Source organism: Neolewinella maritima, assembly GCF_923081025.1.
Lineage (GTDB): Bacteria > Bacteroidota > Bacteroidia > Chitinophagales > Saprospiraceae > Neolewinella > Neolewinella maritima.
Map to the genome: position 1 here is coordinate 1,356,293 of NZ_CAKLPZ010000001.1, position 21,474 is coordinate 1,377,766.

The window sequence follows — 21,474 nt, forward strand, 5'->3', positions numbered from 1 at the left end:
GTCGGTAATTTTGTAAAATGAAACTCCGGCTATTCCACGGTGACCGACTTGGCCAGGTTGCGTGGCTGGTCGACATTGCGGCCGAGTTCGACGGCGATGTGGTAGCTAAGGAGTTGTAGGGGAATTACCGAGAGGAGTGGGCTGAGCTGTTCTTCGGTATCGGGTACGTGGATCACATGGTTGGCGATCTCACTAATGGCTGTTTCACCGTGGTTCACAATGGCGATCACAAAACCCTTGCGGGCCAGGACCTCCTGTACATTGCTCACGATCTTTTCGTAGGCAGACCGATTGGTCGCCGTCACGATGACCGGCATAGTCTCGTCGATGAGCGCAATGGGGCCGTGCTTCATTTCCGCGGCGGGGTATCCTTCCGCGTGGACGTAGCTGATCTCTTTGAGCTTGAGGGCGCCTTCCAGGGCTACGGGGAAATTGTAGCCACGGCCCAGGTAGAGGGCATTGTGGTGGTGCTTGATCTCCTTGGCGATGTAGCGGATGTGATCATTTTCTTTCAGGCACTCCTCCACCTTCGCCGGGATGGTTTCCAACTCGGTGACCAGCTTCTGGAATTTGGTGTTGCTGATGGTACTCAGCTTCTGTGCCAAACTCAGGGCCAGGAGCGCGAGCACGGTGACCTGCCCGGTAAAGGCCTTGGTACTGGCTACGCCGATCTCCGGTCCGGCGTGAATGTAACTGCCGGCGTCCGTTAGACGGGCAATGCTGCTACCTACCGCATTGACGATACCGTAGATCATTGCTCCCTTGCTCTTAGCCAGTTCGAGAGCAGCCAAGGTATCGGCGGTCTCTCCACTCTGACTGAGTGCGATCACGATGTCGCGTTCGTTCAGGATCGGATTGCGGTAGCGAAACTCGCTGGCGTATTCCACCTCGACGGGGATGCGGGCGAGATCCTCGATTAGGTACTCACCGATCAATCCGGAGTGGTAACTGGTACCACAGGCGACGATGATGATCCGGTTGGCGCGTACGAAGCGGTTGGCGTACTCTTCCATCCCGCGAAGCGTGACGCGATTCTCTTTGCTGCTGATACGACCCCGCATCGCATCGAAGATGGTCGTGGGCTGCTCGTAGATCTCCTTGAGCATGAAGTGATCGTAGCCATTCTTTTCGAGCGCCTCGATCTGCATATCCAATTCCTGAATAAAGGGCGGCTGCGACTCGTTGTCGGTATTCTTGATCTTGAGTCCATCGGCGAGCGTGATGGTGGCGATCTGGTTGTCGTCGAGATACACTACGCGGCGCGTACTGTCCAGGAAGGGTGAGGCATCCGATCCGATGAAGTATTCACCCTCACCGATACCGACTACCAGGGGACTAGCCTTGCGGGCTCCCACCAGTACGCCGGGATCTCGGCTGTCCACTACGGCGATGGCGTAGGCGCCTTCTACCCGACCGAGCGCGAGGCGTACGGCTTCCTGCAGGGGGAGGTTTCCTTCGTCCTGAATTTCTTCGATCAGGTGCACCAGTACTTCCGTATCCGTTTCGCTTTCGAACACGTGTCCTTCGGCGATAAGGGCATTCTTGAGTACGGCGTAATTTTCGATGATACCATTGTGTACCAGAGCCAGACGGCCGGCTCCTCCCGTATGGGGATGTGCGTTGACGTCGTTGGGCTCACCGTGGGTAGCCCAGCGGGTATGTCCGATACCTACCGTACCGGTCGTATCGCTCTTTTTGATCTCTTTGCGCAGAGCGGCTACTTTACCCTTCTTTTTCCAGATGGACAGCGTATCGCTAAGAACGGCGATACCTGCGCTATCGTAGCCCCGGTACTCCAGACGCTCTAATCCTTTGATGATGAGCGCGTCAGCCTGACGGTGACCAATATATCCGACGATTCCACACATGCGTAATTAGCTATTAGGATGAAAGAAAGGGCGTGATGTAGACTGTGCTGTACTAATATACGCCCGGGGAGGCACAAACCTCGAACTCAAACGAGGTAGCACTCTATTAGTTGCCCCGCCTAATCGATGTTCGTAAACGTCACCCGAATTTTGGCCGGCCGCTCTGCCGCTCCGGGGCCATTCAGCAACACCCGGGACGCGCGTATCTCGTTGTTAAGCAGCGGCGTGACCCGCAGGTATATCCTGGGGGGTACCTCTGCATCGATCATACGTTGGAGATGGACGGAGAAGGCCGGATCGTACAGCTGAACACCATTCTCCTCCTCCAGTCGGCCGCCGATCAAAAAGTCGATCGCATCGGTACCGGCCTGCGAGCGTATGAGCTCGAGGCGGTCCGTGATCACGGTCAGGGTACCGTCGCCGGTACGGTAAAAGAGCTCTACGCGACTCGGGAGTGAATAGTCGCTGTAGCTAACTCCGGCTACACTAGCAACGGGTAGCTGTAGCACGGCACGGTTCACGACCCGCCCCGTCAGGGATGCCAGGTCAGTGAGGGTAAGCTCGGTAATTACTCCGCTTTGTCCCTGTAGTGCCACTAGATCCTGTGCGGTATCCTGCGCCAAAAGGGTCTCTATCAGCGAGCCCGAATAGTCATAACTGTAGTTCGGAATGACCTGTCGGTAGTCGATACGGTAGATACTCTGCGTGCCGCTCGTATCGCGAAAGTGCACGTTAATTCCACGGTATAGTGTATCGCTGCTGCGCTGTGGTGGGAGCAGGTAGACCAGCGCATCCGACGAACCATCGGGTTCGATCAACACGCCGGGAAGGTTATTCCTGAAGATAGAATCGGTATCGAAGGCACTTGCCGGTAGGTTGTCGATCCGATCTGCGAAGGCGTCCGACATCCGGACCCGTACGTGAGCCCGTAGCAGGGCGGGGCTCGTGATCGCCGTATCGCGCACTAGTGTGGGCGTAGCCGTTGCGGTAAAGGAAGTATTCGCGGCTAAATTCCCTCCCCGCGTGGGCAGTTCCGCATCGGAATAGAATTCCGCCGATGCACTGACCGGTTCGGCCAATTCCACCACCTGGAACGGGAAGTCCCGCCCGGGTCCGTAGAAGGCCTTAAGCGTATCGATGGGCAGGATCATAATGACCGAGTCCACCTTCACACTCGAAAACCGTACGAAGGGCGGCAATATCGTCAGTCCGGTGACGGAGCGGGGCGGCTGTAGGCTGAGGTAAAGGCTGTGGGTCGTGGTACCGAAGGTGGGATCGTCCAACTGGCCGAACGAATAGCCCGAGGCTCCGACGGGAGAGAGCCCCTGTAACGTGAGCGTACTGTCATCCTCCACTACCCGGGTGGTGAAAGGGATATCCATCTCACCGACCGTGGCGCGATCGGCCTGGAGGAGTTCCGACCCTACCGTAATAGGGTCCGTACAACTACCCAGCACAAGTAGCAGGGTAGTAGCAAAAAGCACATTCTTCATATGGGATAGAGTACGGTGAGCTACGCCGGGTTGGTTACTTCTCAACCTCGGCCGTCAGCAGCTCGCGGTAGAATTCGACGCTGGCCTTGGGAGCCTCTTCGCCCTGCACATCGAGGGTAGGGATACCGGCCTCCGTGAGGGCAGTCTCTAGCTTCTCGGATAGCTCCGCGTTGCCTCGGATGACCGCATCGCTATACTTGATGGCACCGCGGTGTAGCGCTGGCTTTCCATCTTCCAGGTAAGGAGCCAGGTCATCTTCACTCAGCGCGTTGATGCTTGCCTTCATGGCGAAGTCATCCGCGATATGATCCTCCGGTCCGCTCTGGTACAGGCTGTAGACGATCTTACTGTTCTTAAACAGCGGCTCGTTCTTGTACGCGGTGCGCAGGTAGAAGGGAATCAAGCTGGTCATCCAGCCGTGTACGTGAATGATGTCGGGTGGCCAGCCGAACTTGCGTACGGTCTCGATGACACCCTTGGAGAAGAACACGGCGCGATCGGCATTATCGTCAAACGGCTTACCCGCCTTGTCGACATGTACAAACTTGCGCTTGAAGAAATCTTCGTTGTCCAGGAAGTATACCTGCATCCGTACGCCCTTGTCGGGTAGCGAAGCGACCTTGATGATCAGCGGGTAGTCGTCGTCGTCCACGATGATGTTCATACCCGAAAGGCGTACGACTTCGTGTAGCCGGTGCCGGCGTTCGTTGATGGTACCATAACGGGGCATCAGCACCCGAATTTCCATCTGGTTTTTCTGAAGGTAAGGAGCCAGTGCCCGTACGGTAGTAGCGATATCGGTCAGCTCCGTGTACGGATCCATCTCCTGGGTTACAATCAGTACCTTGGTCTTACTCATATCGTTGGATCGCTTTATTAGTTCCCCCTTCGGGCCGGCAAAGGTATGAAATATTGCCGACACGCCTATCTTCGCCGCCCGTAGATTCCCCGCATTGCTTACCCTGACCACCGCCGCCGCCCTTGCCGATGCCCTGCAACCCGCCCGGGCCCAGGGTAAGACCATCGGCTTCGTACCCACCATGGGTGCCTTACACCAGGGGCACGCCGCACTCATCGATAGCAGTGTACTGCGGGACGATATCACTGTTGCCAGCATTTTTGTCAACCCTACGCAGTTCAACGAGTCGGCCGATCTGTCCGCCTACCCCCGCACGCCGCTAGCCGATCAGCAGCTACTGGCCGAACACGGATGCCATTTTCTTTACCTCCCGGGCGAAGCCGACGTCTATCCGCAGGGTGCGGCAGCTACCACGGAGACCGCTTTGGATCTGGGTGACCTCGTCGAGCATATGGAAGGCCGGCAGCGACCCGGACACTTCGCCGGCGTGGTGCAGGTAGTCCGCCGCTTGCTCGACATCGTGCAGCCTACCACCCTCTACCTGGGGCAAAAGGACTACCAGCAGGTCGCCATAGTGCGCTATATGATCGAACGGCTCAACCTACCCGTGCAGGTTCACACCGTCACCACCGTGCGCGAAGATGACGGACTAGCCCTGAGCAGTCGCAACCGATTGTTGACTACCGAGGAGCGTCGTGCGGCGGCGGAAATCAACCGTGAACTCGCCGCCGTTACCGCCGGACTCCGATCGGCCCGACCTGCCCGGGAGTTGGAGCAACTCGCCATGAATCACCTCTCGCAGGTGCCCCTGCTGGAGCCCGAATACGTCATGGTAGTAGACGGTCGTAGATTGCAACCCTACCAGGACGGCCAGCCGGTCGAAGAGCTCGTAGTCGCGGCCGCCGTCCGCGTCGGGCAGGTCCGTCTCATCGATAACCGTATTGCCGGTACGGCCAACCCTACGATCAAGCGGGACGTTTGATGCCCGGCACTTAAGTTTTGCCCCACCACCACCACCACCGATTATGCTCATCCAACGCTTTAAAGGAAAAATTCACCGCGCTACCGTCACCGAGGCCAACCTCAATTACGTAGGTAGCATCACCATAGACGGGCTCTTGCTCGATGCCGCCGGCATTATCGAAGGCGAAAAGGTGCAGATCGTGAATAACAATAATGGTGAGCGCATCGAGACCTACACGATCCGTGGGGAAGAAGGTTCTGGTATCATCTGTCTGAACGGGGCGGCGGCGCGCAGGTGCCAGGTAGGTGATGTGGTCATCATCATTGCCTACGGATACATGACCACGGAGGAAGCGCTCGCCTTCGAGCCCAGGGTGGCCTTCCCCGGTGAAGGTAACCGGGTATAGACCCCACCGGCACCGCACCCGCGGACGCGCCATCACGCAAACTTTAACATTTGGTCACCAAAATATAGGCAACTACCACCAGTACTATGCCGTTTACCTGCCGAACTACGTATTACACCCCGGTTGCGTTTGCTTCATTTAAACCAACCGATATGAAATCCTTATTCAGTTTTCTGCTGCTGCTCGCAGCTACCATCTTCTCCACCGGTTTGCACGCCCAGGAGGAAGTACCCACCCCCACCGACGTAGAACCGCAGGAAGAAGCGTATGCTGAGGCCGAACAGACGATCGGGCAGACCGTGGGACAAAATGCCCAAACGACCACCCTCAGCACCGCGCTCAACAGTGCGGGGATGACCGCCGACCTGGACGCTGACGGGAGCTTCATCCTACTGGCCCCCACCGATGCGGCCTTCGCCGCGCTGCCCGACGGACTGGTAGATGCGCTGCTACTGCCCGAAAATAGCGAGTCGCTCACCGCACTGCTCTCGTACCACTTCATCAATAGTGCCGACCCGGAGTCTAGCGACACCATGTCGCGCGTACTCGAGGAAGGACAAGTGAACGTGGGTGAAAATCTGACCGCTTCGAACGGCGTGGTGTACCTCATTGACCAGGTACTGATCCCCGAGGGCTTTGACGTGGAGGCCTTACTCGGCGAGTAAGCTGGCCCTCCCGACGACCTACTATAGTGTCTCGTATGTACGGCTCCGCACCCATTGGTGTGGAGCCGTTTTAGGTGGAGGGGCTATCTTCGCCTACCCCAAACAACTGGATTATGAAAGTAGCGGTAGTCGGAGCCACGGGCCTGGTCGGAGGCGTAATGTTCGAAGTGCTCCGGGAGCATGACTTTCCCATCACGGAATTGCTCCCCGTAGCGTCGGAGCGCTCGGTGGGAAAACAGCTCGACTACCGGGGTAAGTCCTATACCGTAGTGTCTATGCAAGCTGCCGTCGACGCCCGCTGCGACGTGGCTATCTTCTCCGCCGGCGGCTCGACGAGCCTGGAGTGGGCCCCGAAGTTCGCCGCCGTAGGTACTACGGTGATCGACAATAGCAGCGCCTGGCGCATGGACCCGGACAAGAAGCTGGTCGTTCCCGAGGTAAATGCCGCAGCGCTCACCGCTACGGATCGCATCATCGCCAACCCCAACTGTAGTACGATCCAGCTAGTGGTAGCACTGGCCCCGCTGCACGAGGCATTTAAGATCAAGCGTCTGGTGATTTCTACGTACCAGTCCTTTACGGGTACGGGCGTGAAGGCCGTTCGCCAGTACGAGACCGAGCGTGGGGGCGGGACAAGCGAGGATCCGGCCTACCACTATCCCATTTTCGCCAATTGCATTCCCCACTGTGACGTGTTTCTGGAAAATGACTACACCAAGGAGGAGATGAAGCTGGTGCACGAGACCCGCAAGATCCTTAATGATCCCTCCATCGCCATTACAGCTACTGCAGTGCGGGTGCCGGTAGATGGTGGTCACAGCGAGAGCGTGAATATTGAGTTCGAGCGCCCCTTTACAATTGAGGCAGTGCGGGAGCTGCTGGAGGCAGTACCGGGACTCGTCGTACAGGACGATCCTAAACAGAACATATACCCCATGCCCCTGATGGCCAAGCACCGTGATGAAGTGTTCGTGGGGCGCCTGCGTCGGGATGAGAGTATCGACAACGGACTGAATATGTGGGTCGTATCGGACAATCTCCGCAAGGGAGCTGCCACCAATGCGGTACAAATCGCGGAATATTTACTTCAACACGGACTGATCGGAACGGCCGTGACCGCATAGGGTGGGAACTTCGTGCTGTATTGACCGTTCATTTACCGAACCTAACCAACACTTGTTGGACGAAGCGTACACCGTACGCTACTGAGCCGGCAGGGTGAGACCATCGCTATGCGAAACCGAATTGCCGTCTGGGGGCGTGATGCCCAGGAAAAACGTGTGCTCATGACCATTGAGCTACAAGTCACCGATAATATCGTCCGTATTCAGACCTTTCCCGAAAAGGTGGTCACGGATGAAGTGTACACCGCATTCATGGATAAGTGGCGTAAAGGCCAGGACGCGGAGCTACCCGAACCCGACCGCGTGATCGCCCGTGAGCTCAGTGTCACGGACGGCCTGCTGCCCGAAGACCTCAAGGCCGAGCAGACTGACATGATTGTCCGTGCACAAACGGAATGGCACTTCAACGTACTGAGCGAAAAGCTTGCCCAGAACTACCGCAGCGAGCTCGCCGAGATCGAAGACCGTATCGAACGGGCCGGAGCCTACAGCAGCGATCTGTGGAATCAGGCCAAGGCGTTCTGGCAAAAGGTGCAGGGGCAGCTACAGGACAAGACGCTGATGCGCGAGCAGGGCAACGAACTGCGTAAGCGGTCGGATGCGGTGTTTGCCAAGTTGAAGGAGTTGCGTGAAGCGGTCAACGCCCAGTACGAAGAAGAATCCGGCAAGCAGAAAGCAAAGTTCGCCACGCTGCTGGATGATGTGGAGAAGCGCATCGTGGAGGGTACTCACCTGAATAAGGTATTCCAGGAACTGCGGGAATTGCAGCGCAAGTTCCACGGTGTGAAGTTTACCAAGACCGACCGCGACCACGTATACGGCCGTATTGATGCAGCCTTTAAAGCAGTAAAGGAAAAACGCGGCGGTGGCAAGGGCAGTGACGGGGGCAGCGCAGCTACTGCCGCTCTGGGCCGTAATGAATCGCGCTACCAGGGCCTGCTCAAAGCCATGGAACGGATGCAAAAAAGCATCGGCCGCGACGAGGAAGACCTCAAATTCGAGCGTCGCCGCATTGAGCGTACGGACGGCCAGCTCGAAGCACAGATCCGTCAGGCCAAGATCGTGATGATCGAGAGTCGCGTAGCCAGCAAGAACGAGAAGCTTGCCGATATGGTCAAGACCAAGGCCATGCTGGAGGGGCGTATCGAAAAAGACAAGCAGCGCGCGGAAAAGCAGGCCCGCAAGGCAGCCGAGCGGGCTGCCAAAGATGCCGCACGCGCCAAGATCGCCGCCGAGATGGGTAGCCGCACGGTTAGCCCGGAAGAGCAAGCCAAGCTGGCCGCTGCCGCTGCGCTGATCAAAGAGGGGAAGCGCAAGGGAAAAGCAGACCGTAAAGAACTACGTCAGGCTGCCCCGGGGGACGTAGCCGCGAATTTTGCCGCCTTCTCTCAGGTACTGGCCGGCGAAGTGGATCCTCCCCGTAAAGTGAAAGGAAAGCAACGTACTGCGGCACCCTCGCTGCTCCAACAGGCTACCGAAGTAGTAGACGAGGTGATCGAAAAGGCACAGCACGAAGTGCAGTCCGTAGTAGATACCGTAAAGGCTACCGCCCGGGTGATCTCTGAGGAAGAGTAGCTAGAATTCGAACAGCGTATTGACCGTACCGGGAGGCGTAGCACCAATGTGGTGGTACGCCTTTTCTGTGGCCTGCCGCCCGCGTGGTGTCCGCATCAGGTAGCCTTCCATGATCAAAAAGGGCTCGTGCACTTCCTCGATGGTACCGGTCTCCTCACCCACTGCGGTGGCAATGGTGGATACACCCACCGGACCGCCCTTGAATTTATGTATGATGGCGTCTAGTATCTTGTTGTCCATCTCATCCAGGCCACCTTCGTCTACATTGAGCGCCGCTAGTCCATAGTTGGCGATCTCCTGATCGATCGTTCCCGTCCCCTTCACCTGGGCGAAGTCGCGGATCCGGCGGAGGAGGGCGTTTGCGATCCGGGGCGTACCCCGACTACGCCGGGCGATCTCTACCGCACCCTGGGCGGTGATAGGTACACTCATGATCTCGCACGATCGCGTAATGATCTTGATCAGTGTATCGACGTCGTAGTAGTCGAGCAGGCAGTTGATCCCGAAGCGGGCGCGCATCGGTGCGGTCAGCAGTCCCATCCTAGTGGTCGCACCGACCAGCGTAAAGGGATTGAGGTTAATCTGTACCGAGCGGGCGTTGGGGCCGCTATCGATCATAATATCGATGCGGTAGTCCTCCATAGCCGAGTACAGGTATTCCTCTACTACGTTGTTGAGCCGGTGAATCTCATCGATGAACAGCACGTCACCTTCGTTGAGATTGGTCAGTAAGCCGGCCAGGTCACCGGGTTTTTCCAAGACCGGACCGCTCGTCAGCTTCAGCTCCGATCCCAGTTCGTTGGCGATGATGTGGCTTAGCGTGGTCTTACCCAGACCCGGGGGGCCGTGTAGAAGTACGTGATCCAGGGTGTCGCCCCGCTGCACGGCTGCTTGGATAAATACCTTGAGGTTGGCCACGATCTTGGGCTGACCGCTAAACTCACTAAGGCTATCGGGACGTAGCGCCCGCTCCATAGCACCGTCTTCGGGCGTGAGCTGATTGGGGGAGGGATCTAGGTGCTGGTTCATGGCCCGCAAAGATAGGACACAATTTGTGGCAACTTCTAGTGGCGGGTGACCGGAAGGAACAGAAAGGGCGAAGCGATACTGGATCGCTCCGCCCATGACTGGTCTGGTCAGTGTGGATTAAATGTAATGTCCGTGGAGTGGGTTGTGCCTTAGCACAATTCATCCTCGAGCATGGGAACTATGTGTTTATAGGTGTACGAAATAAAGGCGTTGAATACAATAAGATAATCGCCCATAGTCGTACAAACACATACTGGATTCACTAATCCGAGACCAGGCTCAAGGTAGTGTCTCAAGTCTGGCCACCAAAGGATTACTGAAGCATATATCGCTATAACCACGAAAGGCCAGCTTGCAAGCAAGCTGACCTTTCCGTTGTGGTCGGGATGACTGGATTCGAACCAGCGGCCCCACGCCCCCCAGGCGTGTGCGCTACCGGGCTGCGCCACATCCCGCTTTTATACGTGGTCGATACTGGATTCGAACCAGTGACCTCTGCAATGTCAATGCAACGCTCTAAACCAACTGAGCTAATCGACCGTCGGTAATGACGTAAGCGGCTGCAAATATACACCACCCCGGCAGAGTGCAAAAGTTCCACCCAACTATTTCATCCTAAGCTTGCGCCGTAGGCGTAAAAGTGGTCGGAGGGAAGTTTGGTCCGTTGTTGCTCCCACCGTGCTGACTGATCGCACCGAACTGCCGCTCGTACTTCTGTACGTTATCGGCCAAGGCCGAGAGCAGGCGTTTGGCGTGTTCGGGGGTAAGGATCACGCGACTTTTCACCTTTGCCTTCGGCGCATTCGGTACGATGCGTACAAAGTCGATCACGAACTCCGAACTAGAGTGGGTAATGATGGCCAGGTTAGAGTAGACCCCCTCAGCAATATCTTCTGGAAGGTCGATACTGAGCTGGTTCTGCGCGGCTTTATTTTTGTCGTCTGCCATATTACTTCTTTGTGGCGGGTTTTTTCTTAGCCGGTGCCTTTCGTTTGGCGGTAGCCTTCTTCTTTGCCGCTGGTTTCTTCTTTGCCGCTGCCTTTTTCGCTTTGGCTTTAAATGCGCCGGGCATGTGATCTTCGATGATGGCCTTTACCTCCTCCAAAGAAAGCTCACCGGCCTGCTCGCGGCTCATTTTGTTGCCGTCTACGGTGGGCAGCTTCAGTGATTTCTTCTTGAACCGAATGAATGGACCCCAGCGGCCCTGCTCCACGTCGATCTTCTCAGCTTCGAATCGCTGGATATAGCGCAGCGCTTCCTTCTCTTCCTTAGCCTGGATAAGCTCGATCATGTCGTCCTTACTCAGGTTATCGGGCTCGTACCGCTTGGGAATGTTGATGAACATGCCATTCCACTTCAGAAAGGGACCAAAGCGTCCGGCACCCTTCGTGACGGGCAATTCCTTGTACGACATTACGGGGGCGTCCGCCTTCTTCTTCGCGGCAACCAATTCCTTCGCATCCGCAAAGGTGACCGAATGTGGGTCAGCTCCTTTGGGCAGACTGACAAAGCTCTCCCCCCAGCGGATGTAGGGGCCGAAGCGACCAATTCCCACCGCGGTTTCCTGCCCGTCGATCTCGCCCAGTACTTTAGGCAGGTCGAAGAGGGGTAGGGCGGTCTCTAGATCGACCTCGTCCATGTTTAGCCCGGCGGGCAAGTTGGCGTAGCGCGGCTTTTCGTCCGGTACGAGCTCGTCCGGCGCACCCAACTGGATCACCGGACCGTTGCGGCTCAAGCGGACCAGGATGGTCTTCCCGGATACGGGATCGTTACCGAGTATGCGTTCGCCAGTGACGCGTTCGGCGCTCTCCGTGGTTTCTTCTACCGTTTCGTGAAAGGGCGTATAGAAGTCTTCCAGCATTTGCGTCCAGGTCACATGACCGTCGGCAATCTCGTCAAACTTGTCTTCAATGTCGGCCGTGAACTGGTAGGTCATCACATCCACGAAGTGCTCGTCGAGAAAGTCACTTACCGCCATGCCGATATCACTGGCGAACAGGCGGTTCTTGACCGTGCCGGTGATTTCCGTCTTCTCTTCCGTAGTGATCGACCCGTCCTTCAGCGTAAGCACGGCGTAAGCGCGTTCATCTCCATCCCGGTTTTCCCGGGTGACGTAGCCCCGCTTGGGGTCCATAATTTTTGACACGGTCGGCGCGTAGGTGGACGGGCGGCCGATACCGAGCTCCTCCAACTTCTTTACCAAAGATGCCTCCGTATAGCGAACGGGCGGACGGGTGAACCGCTGGGTAGCGGTCATCTCGCTCAGGGGCAGGATCTGACCCTGCTGCAGCGGGGGCAGAATGCCCTCGGTGGTCTCGTCCTCCTCATCGTCGTCGTTGCTCTCGATGTAGAGCTTCAGGAAGCCATCGAATTTAAGAACTTCACCCTGGGCACGCAGTCGCTCATCCGGTGCCTTATCGATGGCAATATTCACCGTAGTCTTTTCCAGTTCGGCATCAGCCATCTGGCTGGCTACGGTACGCTTCCAGATCAGCTCGTACAGTCGCTGCTCGTCGCGATCTCCCTGCTTGATGGTGTGGCGATCGACGTAGCTGGGCCGGATCGCTTCGTGCGCCTCCTGGGCGTCCTTCTTCTTACTTTTGAAGCGGCGCATTTTGCTGTAGCGCTGGCCATACTCCTTGGTTACCTCCGCTTCGATGGTCTGCAGGGCGGTTTCCGACAGGCTAATGCTATCGGTACGCATGTAAGTGATCAGACCGGCCTCGTACAGGCGCTGAGCGACGCGCATGGTCCGCTCTACGTTCATGTACAGCTTACGGCTGGCCTCCTGTTGTAGGGTAGAGGTGGTGAAGGGCGGCGCAGGCTTACGCTTGGTGGGCTTGACGTCGATGTCGCTGATGCTAAACTCGGCACCGATACACTTTTTGAGGAAAGCCTCCGCATCGCCCTGCGTATCGAAGCGGCCGGGGCTTTCGGCCTTCAGCTCCACTTCCTTTCCCTGCTCGTTGCGTACACCGAAGATCGCATTGACCCGGAAAAAGGGTTTGGCTTCGAAGCCCATGATCTCCCGCTCCCGCTCGACGACGAGCTTGACGGTCACCGACTGTACGCGCCCGGCACTGAGGCCGAACTTCACTTTTTTCCAGAGTACGCCAGAGAGTTCATAACCTACCAATCGGTCCAGCACCCGGCGGGCCTGCTGGGCGTTGACCAGATTGACATCTACCGTCCGCGGATTATTGATCGCAGCTTTAATTGCGGGTGGTGTGATCTCCCGGAATACGATTCGCTTGGTCGTATCGACGGGTAGCTTCAGCACTTCGCACAGGTGCCAGCTGATGGCTTCCCCCTCGCGGTCTTCGTCCGTCGCAAGCCATACGGTATCGACCTTGCTGACGGCGGCCTTGAGCTCTTTGACCACCTTGCGCTTCTCGGGGGAGACGACGTAGCGGGTGGCGAAGTCCCGCTCTACGTCGACCGCACCGTCTCCCTTGTCGAGGTCGCGGATATGCCCGAAGGACGATTTAACGGTATAATCTTTCCCCAGGATCTTCTCAATGGTTTTCGCTTTGGCGGGGGACTCAACGATCAATAAATTCTTCGACATACACAGTTTCCTTGCTCTTGGTGTACGGTTCTACGCCGCAATTAGTTGTTCTGCCTGCTGTTTAAGGCTTTTTTTAGTCTCTGCATCGCTGATCTCATCGTCCGTCAGCAGCCCTTCTACACTCGATAATGGCAGCCGGTTCGGAAGTACCCACGCACCCATATGCGCAAAGACATCCGCCAGGTGATCGATACCGCGCAGATTACCCGCCCGGCCCGAGCTTACGCCGACCAGGGCCACGTGCTTACCAGCAAAGTTTCCTGTATAGTCGATTACGGAGATCCCGTCGATGAACAGCTTTAGTACTCCTGGATAGCTCCCGTTGTACTCCGGCACGAAGACGGCTAGCTTATCGGCGGCGCTGATGTACTGCTGCTGCCACTTAAGTAGCTGCCCGTCGCTTCCCAGTGGATCGTACATCTTTCCGGCGAAGTAGCCATGGTGCAGGTCAGCCATGTCCAGTAACTCGACTTCCTCGCCCAGTAATTCCAGTTGCCGAACGTAATGGCGGGCGAACACGAGGGTCCGGCTATCGGGCCGATTCGTACCGGAAATGACGGTGATCATAGGGTGGGGGGCTTAAGGGCCGCAAACTTACGGCAGGATTGCGGGGCCGCGGGTGCGGGGGAAATGCAAAACGCCCCGCTTCGGTTGGGAAGCGGGGCGTTAGTTACGGGGAATATGATCGATACTAGTCGTTCACTAAGTTGATCGTAAGCGTCTTGCGTAGCGAACCCTGTCCCACATTTATGGTGGTGTTACTTGGCGTTGCTGCGGAGAGTAGTTCCACGATGATGGTCTCCGGTCCATTGACAAGGGTGTCAACAAACAGTTCGATTTCGATGACGCCGGTTGAGGGAGAGTTATCCTCAGCGTCATCATTTTCAGCATTGACTACTACGGTACCGCCGGAAGCACTGGCACCTTCAACGGTGTAGTCTGCTCCAAAGGCGGCACTGCCACCCAGACCGTACTCTACGGTTACATCCTCACCGAAGGCAAAGAGATTCTCTACCTCAACTGGGATTAGACCCGGGGTGGTTTCACTTACGGTTACGGTTTGCTCGCCGTCCGCTCCTCCGGTGAGGATGCGAACGAACTTCTCACCGTTCTCCAGCTGGGTCACCGCATTCTCATCCTCGTAGGTGTCGTAGTCGCAGCTTGCTACGAACAGGGCACACACTGCCAGGAGGATTATATTAAAGCGTTTCATATTATCTATTTAGGAAGTGTGTGATTAGTTCTCGTACCACATCGGGGCATCGAGAGCTTTTGGACTGGGAGCGTTGGTGTTAGCACCTACCTCATCCGGTGGGTAGAAGAAGCGGCGGACCACTCCACTTACCTGGCTACCCGAGGGTGCCTGTAGGGTAGGAACCTTCGTACGACGCCATTCGGACCATCCGTCGGGCAGACGCTCGAAGTTGGCAATGTAAAGCTGCTGGCGCACGGCCAGTAGGGCGGCATTGTCGCTCTTGCTGTCTAGGGAACCTAAGCTTTCTATGTAAGCAGAGACTTCGGAATCTGCGACCTCACGATCCGTTCCGTCGTACTCATTGATGCTGGCACGAATACCGGCCTCAAAGGCGGCTTGTGCGTCTCCACTCGCTAGTCCGCGCAGGATAGCTTCGGCCTTCAACAACTGCGTCTCACTCGCTACGATATATGTATCAGGACGGTCGGGGCGAATCAGTGTCGAGCTCAGGATGGCGGCAGTACGGCCGAAACCATTGAAGGTTCCGGGGGATGATACCGGCCCGAAATCACCGGTACCAACCGTGGCAGCGTCTTCTGATTCGTCGTAGTAGACGCTCAGCCGGGGGTCATCCAGGCTAGAGATCAGGTTAAAGGACGCTTCACTGGCGATGTACCAGGTAGGGTTAACGCCGTTTGCAAAGTTGTTCAGAATGTTCCAGTACGGATTGTAGTTACCCGGCGCATCCAGGTACGAAAGCTGGGCGTTTTGATCGGCTGTCTCCAGTAGGGGACCGGCAGCTAGTGCAGCGATATCACCGCTTACACTACCTTCATCCTTATTGGCGATGTACATGAGAATCTTCATGCGCAGGCTGTTGCCAGCACGACGCCAAAGGTCCATATCACCATCGTAGACCAGGTCACCGGATTCGATCTTCGCGGAACCCTCGTCGATGAGCGATACCGCGGTAGCAAGATCGGCCGCGATGTTGCGAAGGATACTTTCCTGCGAATCGAACTTAGGAAGTTGAGTCACAAAGTCGACCGCTTCGGTGTAGGGTACATCTTCCCAGAGCATCGTAGCCTGCCAGTAGGCAAGTCCGTTGATGATCTTGGCCTGAGCGATGATATTGTTTCGCGTACCGGGTTCCGCTTCCAGAGCGGTACGTTCCAACAAGCCACTGTTTTTTAGGACGTTAGTGTAGATGTTACTCCACACGTTACCCATCAGGAAGGTGTTGCTACGTAGGCCAAGGGCGTAATCGCCAATGACGCCGAAAGCGGGCTCATAGTACTGGGGAATAGTTCCAATACGTGCGTCTAGTTCTGACTCACGGATATTGGAGAAATTCACCAGAATCTCGGGGAAGAGCAAGTTGGCATCCACCTGGGTAGCCGCCAGGGGATTTTCGTTGATATCCAGCTGGTCGTCACAGGATGTTCCGAATAGGAACAGCACTGCTACCAGAGGAAGGTGTAAATACTTTTTCATTAGTTAGTTTGATTTAGCGGGAGGAGGTATGTAGATACGTCCTCCCGCTAGTGTTAGGTTTAAGCTTGGCCTGTTTCTGTAGTCGGCTAGAAGCCAAGACGCAGGTTCACACCAAACGTACGCGTGGTGGGAGGGCTATTGAATTCAATACCAGCTCCATCACTAGCCGAACCGAAGAGGTTGGTTTCAGGATCGATGTGGGGAATTTCACTGTACAGAATCGCTAGGTTACGCGCCTCTACACCCAGGGTAATCGTCTGGAACGGCACCTTAGAGAGGACCGAAGAGGGAATCGTGTAATTCAGCGCGATCTCACGCAGCTTGATGAAGCTGGCGTCGAAGATGCTGTACTCAGTGATGCCACCATCGGAGTAATTCTGCCAGAAAGCCTGGGCCGTCACGGGAATGTCGTTAGGACGTACCGTTCCGTCAGCTTCCTCGATAAATGCGCCCCGATCGATAAATGATCCGTCGCGACCAATTGCGGTTTCTGCGGCCAGACCGCTGGACCGAAGATCGGCCACGGTGTTGGAGAACAGTAAACCACCCTGGCGGTAGTCAAACGTGAACCGGAGGTTTACGCCCTTGAATGTCATGTTGTTGGTCCAGCCCGCAATGAAGTCGGGGAATACATCACCGATGCGCTCATTGTCACCAGCACTGCGCAGGCCCGTCTCGGAGCTTACCAGTACGCGCTGATCGGCTAGGGCCAGGCTGCTGTCGGCCTCTACCCGTTGGAATGTGTTGGCGTACAGGCCGAAGCTCTCGCCGGGCTCCGCCACAATCTGCAGGCTGTTAAAGCCGGAGTTGATGACCAAGCGATCGGTACCGGGGCTCAGCGCCTCTACCACAAAGCGGTTGCGGGTGAAGGTGATCAGGGAGTTGTACGTGAAAGCCTCTGTCTTGATCGGCGTGAGATTCAGCGTAATTTCGAAGCCCTTGTTGCTGGTCTCACCAACGTTGAGGCGCTGGAACGAGAATCCAGTGGATTCAGGAATCGGCACGGCAAGGATCTGATCCTCAGTAGTGACGTTATAGTACGTAAAGTCTAGTCCGAAGCGACCGTTAAAGAACTGTAGTTCAGTACCGATCTCGAAGCTCTGGACACTCTCGGGACGAAGCGCCTCGGGGGGAATCGTACCGGGGCCGGAGAAAGCCAGGCGACCGTCGAATGGGAAACTCGTACCCGTACCGAATTGGCCGAAGGCCGTGGTCTGAGGGAAGTAATTGAAGGCCAGTTGGTACGGATTGGTGTCGCCACCTACTTCTGCATAGCTAGTCCGGATCTTACCAAAACTCAGAATACCATCGTCGATTTTGAGCGCATCGGTGAAGATGAAGCTCAAACCGGCGGAGGGGTAGAAGTAGCTGTTGTTGTCCAGGGGCAGGGTAGAAGAAAAGTCATTCCGGCCCGTCAGGTTAAGCGACAAGTAGTCACGGAAGGTGAAGGTGATATCACCGTACACACCAAACAGACGACGCTCGCTGAAACTATTGGATACGTTATTGACCTCTGCGTTACCCGTGCTGAAGAGCTGATCGACGGTCAGGTTGACTGCCTGGTTCTGCAGCCGCTCGAAGACCCGCGTGTTGTAGTTGAAACCTACGATGGCCTTGACGAAGATGTCGTCCGTCAGGTTATTGCCGGCAGTAGCCAGGAAGTTGTAGTCCAACTGACGCTGCTCGATGCGGTCATCGGTGAAGTCACCCTGTACCCGACCGAGGGTACCCTTGCGGTTGGAGCGAAAACGATTGTCCGCGATAAAGTCCACACCCAGGCGGCCCGTGAAGGATAGCCAGAACAGCGGTTCGTACGTCAGGGCGAAGTTTCCGAATACACGGTCTACTTCGGTATTGAATTGGTTCTCCAGTGCGACCCAGTAGGGGTTGTTGGTTGTTTCCGATAGGGAGTTCAGCTGCTCACCCACACCCGAAGATTCGTCAATGTAATTGCGAATCTGGTTCAGGTCGAGGTTGCGCGGGAAACCGTTGATGATGGGCACCAGTACGTTAGGGTCGTTACCACCCTGTGCTACGCGACCACCTGAAGTAGTACGTACGAGGTTGATACCGAAGCTAGAACTGATCTTCTGGTCAAACTTCTGCCCGGCATTCAGGCCAAGTGTAATCCGGTCAAGCTCCGAGCCCGGGAAGATACCTTCCTGGTTCAGGGCCGTAGCACTGAAGCGGTAGTTGCTCTTCTCGCTACCTCCGCCGATGGCGAGGTTGTTGATCAGGGTGCTACCCGTCTCGTAGAAGTCCTTGACGTTGTCGGGGTAAGCCTGTAGGGCCACCGTTTCACCACCCAGGTTTTCTACCTGCTGTCCTTCAATACGTGGACCCCAACCGTTTAGGTTATCCAGGTCGTAGCGGCCATTCGTTCCCTGCGCGTACTCGTTCTGGAAGTCAGGAAGACGCAGCGGGGTGTCGGCACGGTAAGTAGAGTTGAAGGTGATGTTTGCCCGGTTACCCTTGCCACCTTTCTTAGTAGTGACGATGATAGCACCATTGGCTGCACGGCTACCGTAGAGGGCAGCTGCATTAGCACCCTTCAGGACGCTGATACTTTCGATGTCATCGGGGTTGATGTCCTGCGCCCGGTTACCGGTGTCAAAACCACCAGTGATCTGGCTACCCGTAGTAACGTTGTTATCGAAGATGGGTACACCGTCTACTACCCACAGGGGGTTGTTGTTGCCGGACAGCGAGTTTACACCGCGGATCAGGATCTTAGTCGATCCACCCAGATTACCACTCTGCTGCGAAATCTGTACACCGGAAACCTTACCCTGCAGTGAGTTCACTACGTTGGTTTCCCGTACGGTACCTACTTCGTCACCCGAGATGGTGGCTACCGAGTAGCCTAGCTCGCGTTTTTGCCGCTCGATACCCTGTGCGGTAACTACCACTTCGTCAAGGCTGGTAGAGCCTTCGAGCATGGTGATGTCGTACACTTTCTGACCGACGATGACCGGCACGGACATGGTCTCAAAACCCGTGTAGCTGATCGTCATCGTTTCGGTGTTGGCGGGCACCTCAAGCGTAAAGTTGCCGTCGATGTCGGTAACGGTTCCAGAGGTGGTACCGTCGACCAAAATGGAGGCGCCGATGAGGGGTACACCATCTCCATCGGAGATGGTACCGGTGATGCCCTGCGCCTGCAGGGCGGTCAGACCGCCGAGCAGCAAGACCACAAGTAAAAGTCTAAATCGATCCATAATTTGAAATTGTTAGCGAGTAATTCGATGACTTCGTCTCAGCATACGGGCAGCCGTTCACCAGCCCCGTAAGACTGTTGGTGCATTGATTGTTACAACAATGTGGGATACGGTTTGCGACGACGGCGCGGTATACTGGGGAGAGGAAGTTGATTAAGGGCCACCGGACAGAGGAGTGCCGGATGGTGCAAAAGTAACAAAACTCTAACGGTATGCGACCTACGTTCGCTGCCTACGGCTAAATTCCGCTGCTTTTTACCTAGCTATCTCAGAAGGTGCCAAATAAAATTTTGGTGTTTAAACCAATAGTACGGTTGATGAGCAAGATCAGCCGATCTGCGAATATCCAGTGACTCACTTACTACCCATTCAGGTGCTTCGAAAATTCTGTTAGCGAACGAGCACTTAAGCAGTCTGCCGCAGTCAACCCGCCCTTGCGCGCGGCAAGCACTCCGTAGCGGATATCATCGATCCCGGCCGTACTGTGCGCATCCGGATCGATGGCCACCAGCACACCGCGCTCCCGGGCGTAGGGAATCCAGGTCCAGTCGAGGTCCAGCCGGTACGGGTTGGCGTTCAACTCAATAGCTACACCGTGCTCGGCACAGGCGTCAATGACGCGGCGGTGGTCGATGGGGTACCCCTCCCGGCTCAGTAAGAGCCGCCCCGTCGGGTGACCTAAGATGGTCGTGAAGGGATTACTGATCGCATTCAGTAAGCGTTCCGTAGCCCGCGCTTCGTCCATACTAAGCGTGCTGTGCACGGAGGCAATCACCAGATCGAAGCCCGCCAGTAGCTCATCCGTGTAGTCCAGCCTACCATCGCTCAGTATGTCGCACTCGATACTTTTAAAGATGCGGAAGGGGGCCAGCTCGGCGTTCAGCGCATCGATTTCCGCCCACTGCTCGCGTACCCGTGCCTCGTCCAGCCCGTTGGCGTAGAAGGCCGCGCGACTGTGATCGCTCATCACCAGGTATTCGTAGTCGCGCTCCCGGGCGGCCAGCGCCATATCCCGTACCGAGTGGATGCCATCACTGTAGGTAGAGTGGGTATGGATCACCCCCCGGATGTCCGACTCCTCGATCAGTTGTGGTAGCTCACCCGTAAGCGCCAGCTCCAGCACCCAGTCGGACTCGCGCAGCTCAGGGGGAATACTTGGCACCTGCGCACGCGCCCACACCTCATGTTCATCGGGCAGATCGGTGAAGTCGCGGTTTGGAAAGCGATCGATGAAGGCGCGCAGAAACTCGGGGCTGCCTGTATGCCTGAATTGCTTGCTGCCAAAGTTTTCGGCCGTGCAGTGGTGGAGCGTGACGGGGTAGTCGTCTACCGAGCCCATCGTTTTCTCGTCCGTTTGCTCCCGTATCTCCAGACCCGCTATACGGGGCGCGAGCGCGGGTGCCAGGGTAGTGAGAACGGAGACCGTAGACAGGGTAGGGCAGGCACGGCGGTACGCCCCCGTGGTCTCGAAGTGCTCGTCGGGAAAGGCCGTGCGCAGCTGCAGCAGCAGAGCGTCCGCTACCCGTTCGAGTGTACGGTAGTGGAACTGGCCACGGCTGCGTTGCAAAAACTCCAGTTTCTGGCGTAGGCTCTCCTGCGTCTTCAGGCCGAACCCCTTGAGCTCCACCAGCCGGTTTTCGTTGATGGCGTAGAGGAGTTGTCCTACGGTAGTGACCCCGAGTCCGTCCCATACGGCTTTGACCTTTTTGGGGCCGAAGCCGCTGATGTGCAGCATTTCGCGGATGCCCTCCGGCGTCTGGGCGCGCCACGTTTCGAGGGTTTCCATGCGACCGGTGGTGGCTAGTTCGTGGATCTTGCCGGCGATGGCTTTGCCTACTCCTTCCAGTTGTTGCAGCTGTGCTTCTGACATACCGGACAGGTCACGCTCGTCCTTGCGCAGCTTGTTGTACGCGTTGGTGTAGCTGCGGATCTTGAAGGGGTTATCGCCGTATAGCTCCATGAGCTTGGCTAGCTCGCGGAAGTGGCGGGCGATCTCCGGGTTGGTCATGGGCCAAA

At 56.5% G+C, this 21,474-nt stretch carries 16 protein-coding genes and 2 tRNA genes; 5 read left to right on the forward strand and 13 right to left on the reverse strand.

Annotated features, from left to right (window positions below; all coding sequences use genetic code 11):
• Positions 1-29 precede the first annotated feature (29 nt).
• The 3 genes from glmS to MJQ68_RS05595 all read right to left on the reverse strand — a co-directional run bounded on the left by glmS (position 30) and on the right by MJQ68_RS05595 (position 4,220).
• Positions 30-1,868, reverse strand: a complete 1,839-nt coding sequence (gene glmS / locus MJQ68_RS05585) for a glutamine--fructose-6-phosphate transaminase (isomerizing) (RefSeq protein ID WP_238750041.1) — start codon at positions 1,866-1,868, stop codon at positions 30-32.
• A 119-nt stretch (positions 1,869-1,987) separates the two neighbouring features.
• On the reverse strand, positions 1,988-3,361 hold the full coding sequence (locus tag MJQ68_RS05590; protein ID WP_238750042.1) for a DUF4270 family protein: 1,374 nt from the start codon (positions 3,359-3,361) through the stop codon (positions 1,988-1,990).
• 34 nt (positions 3,362-3,395) lie between these two features.
• A complete protein-coding gene (locus MJQ68_RS05595) occupies positions 3,396-4,220 on the reverse strand; it encodes a glycogen/starch synthase (protein WP_238750043.1) in 825 nt (274 codons plus the stop codon).
• Between the two features lie 94 nt (positions 4,221-4,314).
• Between MJQ68_RS05595 and panC the strand changes: the two genes are divergently transcribed.
• The 5 genes from panC to MJQ68_RS05620 all read left to right on the forward strand — a co-directional run bounded on the left by panC (position 4,315) and on the right by MJQ68_RS05620 (position 8,954).
• Positions 4,315-5,202, forward strand: a complete 888-nt coding sequence (panC, locus tag MJQ68_RS05600; RefSeq protein WP_238750044.1) for a pantoate--beta-alanine ligase — start codon at positions 4,315-4,317, stop codon at positions 5,200-5,202.
• 43 nt (positions 5,203-5,245) lie between these two features.
• Positions 5,246-5,590, forward strand: a complete 345-nt coding sequence (panD, locus tag MJQ68_RS05605; protein ID WP_238750045.1) for an aspartate 1-decarboxylase — start codon at positions 5,246-5,248, stop codon at positions 5,588-5,590.
• A 152-nt stretch (positions 5,591-5,742) separates the two neighbouring features.
• Complete coding sequence (locus MJQ68_RS05610; RefSeq protein WP_238750046.1) at positions 5,743-6,255, forward strand: fasciclin domain-containing protein; 513 nt, start codon at positions 5,743-5,745, stop codon at positions 6,253-6,255.
• A gap of 113 nt (positions 6,256-6,368) precedes the next feature.
• Entirely contained in the window at positions 6,369-7,379 is a 1,011-nt protein-coding gene (locus MJQ68_RS05615; RefSeq protein WP_238750047.1) for an aspartate-semialdehyde dehydrogenase, read from the forward strand.
• Between the two features lie 162 nt (positions 7,380-7,541).
• Positions 7,542-8,954 (forward strand): coiled-coil domain-containing protein, encoded by a 1,413-nt coding sequence (locus MJQ68_RS05620; protein ID WP_238750048.1) that lies wholly within the window; start codon positions 7,542-7,544, stop codon positions 8,952-8,954.
• On the opposite strand, the gene ruvB is transcribed toward MJQ68_RS05620, so the two are convergent.
• From ruvB to MJQ68_RS05670, 10 genes are all read right to left on the reverse strand, one after another.
• Positions 8,955-9,983 carry a Holliday junction branch migration DNA helicase RuvB gene (ruvB, locus tag MJQ68_RS05625; protein WP_238750049.1) on the reverse strand — a complete coding sequence of 343 codons (1,029 nt, stop codon included), beginning with the start codon at positions 9,981-9,983 and terminating at the stop codon, positions 8,955-8,957.
• 378 nt (positions 9,984-10,361) lie between these two features.
• Positions 10,362-10,438: transfer RNA gene (locus MJQ68_RS05630), tRNA-Pro, on the reverse strand.
• Between the two features lie 10 nt (positions 10,439-10,448).
• Positions 10,449-10,523: transfer RNA gene (locus MJQ68_RS05635), tRNA-Val, on the reverse strand.
• A gap of 75 nt (positions 10,524-10,598) precedes the next feature.
• Positions 10,599-10,931 (reverse strand): DUF3467 domain-containing protein, encoded by a 333-nt coding sequence (locus MJQ68_RS05640; RefSeq protein ID WP_238750050.1) that lies wholly within the window; start codon positions 10,929-10,931, stop codon positions 10,599-10,601.
• A gap of 1 nt (position 10,932) precedes the next feature.
• The gene (gene topA, locus MJQ68_RS05645) at positions 10,933-13,551 is read right to left on the reverse strand and encodes a type I DNA topoisomerase (protein ID WP_238750051.1); all 2,619 of its coding nucleotides are present in this window, start codon (positions 13,549-13,551) and stop codon (positions 10,933-10,935) included.
• Positions 13,552-13,581: 30 nt separating this feature from the next.
• Positions 13,582-14,118, reverse strand: coding sequence for an NADPH-dependent FMN reductase (locus MJQ68_RS05650; protein WP_238750052.1), 537 nt, complete (start codon positions 14,116-14,118; stop codon positions 13,582-13,584).
• Positions 14,119-14,242: 124 nt separating this feature from the next.
• Positions 14,243-14,764, reverse strand: a complete 522-nt coding sequence (locus MJQ68_RS05655) for a hypothetical protein (RefSeq protein ID WP_238750053.1) — start codon at positions 14,762-14,764, stop codon at positions 14,243-14,245.
• A 24-nt stretch (positions 14,765-14,788) separates the two neighbouring features.
• Entirely contained in the window at positions 14,789-16,240 is a 1,452-nt protein-coding gene (locus tag MJQ68_RS05660) for a SusD/RagB family nutrient-binding outer membrane lipoprotein (protein ID WP_238750054.1), read from the reverse strand.
• Between the two features lie 86 nt (positions 16,241-16,326).
• Positions 16,327-19,458: a SusC/RagA family TonB-linked outer membrane protein gene (locus MJQ68_RS05665; RefSeq protein WP_238750055.1), complete on the reverse strand. Its 3,132-nt coding sequence runs from the start codon at positions 19,456-19,458 to the stop codon at positions 16,327-16,329.
• Between the two features lie 361 nt (positions 19,459-19,819).
• Positions 19,820-21,466 (reverse strand): DNA polymerase/3'-5' exonuclease PolX, encoded by a 1,647-nt coding sequence (locus tag MJQ68_RS05670; protein ID WP_238750056.1) that lies wholly within the window; start codon positions 21,464-21,466, stop codon positions 19,820-19,822.
• Positions 21,467-21,474: the final 8 nt, after the last annotated feature.